This window comes from Corallococcus sp. 4LFB, assembly GCF_046520365.1.
In the GTDB taxonomy this organism is placed as follows: domain Bacteria; phylum Myxococcota; class Myxococcia; order Myxococcales; family Myxococcaceae; genus Corallococcus; species Corallococcus caeni.
The window spans coordinates 1-1,538 of the sequence record NZ_JBKGHJ010000956.1 but is presented as its reverse complement, the minus strand read 5'-3'; the positions used below and the strand labels follow the sequence as shown (position 1 = coordinate 1,538).

Genomic DNA, 1,538 nt, shown 5'->3' with positions numbered 1-1,538 from the left:
CGCGGGCAGGGCTTCGTTCGTCGGCGTCGGCGCCGCGCTCTATGGCGCGCTGTGGCTGGCGGTCTTCTGCGTGGCGAGCGGCCCTCCGGGTTCGAGGCGCTGGAGCCAGGGAGCGCCCTGTTCGCGGGCCTCGTGCTCTGGGCGGTGGCGCTGGGCGCGGTGGTGGCGGTGGCGTCGTCCTCGGAGGCCGTCCGGGCGCTGTATCCCCGCGCGGCCCCGGTGTTCGAGACGCTGGCGCACGCGGTGGTCGCCAGCGGTGCGCTCGCGGGGGCCCTCGGCGCCTTCTCGACCTTCCCGGGCGAGCAGCCCTGGGTGGACGTGGCATCCGTCTGCGCGCCCTTGCTGGCGTCGCTCGTCTTCTTCCTGCTGGAGTTCCGGCGCAGGGCGCTGGTGCATCCGGCCGTCATGGCCGCGCTGCTCGCGGGGGCGCTGGTCGCGCACATGCAGGCCCCTGGCACGCCGGCGTGGTGGTGCTTCGGCGTCGCGGTGGTGGCGTCCGGGCTGCTGCTCCTGGCGCGCGCGACGGCCTCCGGCGTCTTGCGCAACCGGCTGCTGGCCTGGGGCGTCGTCGCCTCCCTGGCGACCCTGCCCGCCTTCGCGGTGGTGGACTGGACGCAGGGGACGGACCTGCCCTGGCCCCGGGCGTTCACGGGCGCGGTCATCGCGTTCGCGGCCCACCTCGCGGGGCGGTGGAGGTGGCGGGGGCTCCACTATCTGGGCGGGGTCGCGCTGCTCTTCGGAGGGCTCGCGGCCGTGGGCGCGCCCCGGTGGCTTGATTCCAGCGCGGCGAACCTCTGCGTCTTCGCGCTCGCGGCGGTGCTGTACGGCCTGGTTGGGTGGGCGCAGTCCGCGTGGGCGGAGCGCCAGGGCCTGCGTGACGCGCTCCGTCCCCTGGAGGACCTGTCGCTGGGCATCGCCGCGCTCGGGGTGGTGCGGGCCCTGGGTGTCGCGCCCGTGCTGCCGGATGCGCTCGCCCAGGTCACGGGGGTCCATGCGACGCTGCTCGCCTGCGCCCCCACGGCGGTGGCGACGGGCGTGCTGTTGCTCCGCGTCCGGCGCGAGGGCAGCCGGCTCGTGAGCTTCCTCGCGGCCACGGGGCTCGCGCTCACGGTGTCCCAGGCCCTGGGCACCGTCTCCGACTTCGGCTCGGCGCGGGCCGCCCTCGTGTCGTCGGGCCTGGGCTTCGGATTCGCGCTCCTCGCACTGCTTCACGGCCCCGACATCGAACGGGCGAAGGGCCGGCGGATGCTGGACGTCCTCCCCCTGCCGTTCGGCGCGCGGGGACGTCCGCTCTTCACGGATGGCTTCGCGGGCGCGGCGCTCGTGCAGGCCCTCTTCACGGTCGTCACGCTCCTCAACTGGTCCACCGTGCCCACCAGCGCCGAGCGGCCCGAGGCCCTGCTCGCCGGAGCCCTGCTCACGGCCGGCGCGCTCCTGGCGTTCGTGTCGCGCGGCTTCGTGGCCTTCGCCCTGCGGGGCTCGGTGGGCACGCTCGCCGCGGGCGGCGCGTTCATCGCGCTCACCGGGGTCGTCAATCG

General features: G+C 75.9%; 1 pseudogene. It reads left to right on the top strand.

The annotated features are described in order from the left end of the window. Positions 1-51: 51 nt before the first annotated feature. Positions 52-1,538 (top strand): annotated as a pseudogene (locus tag ACLEQD_RS43130) (hypothetical protein); the annotation flags it as partial.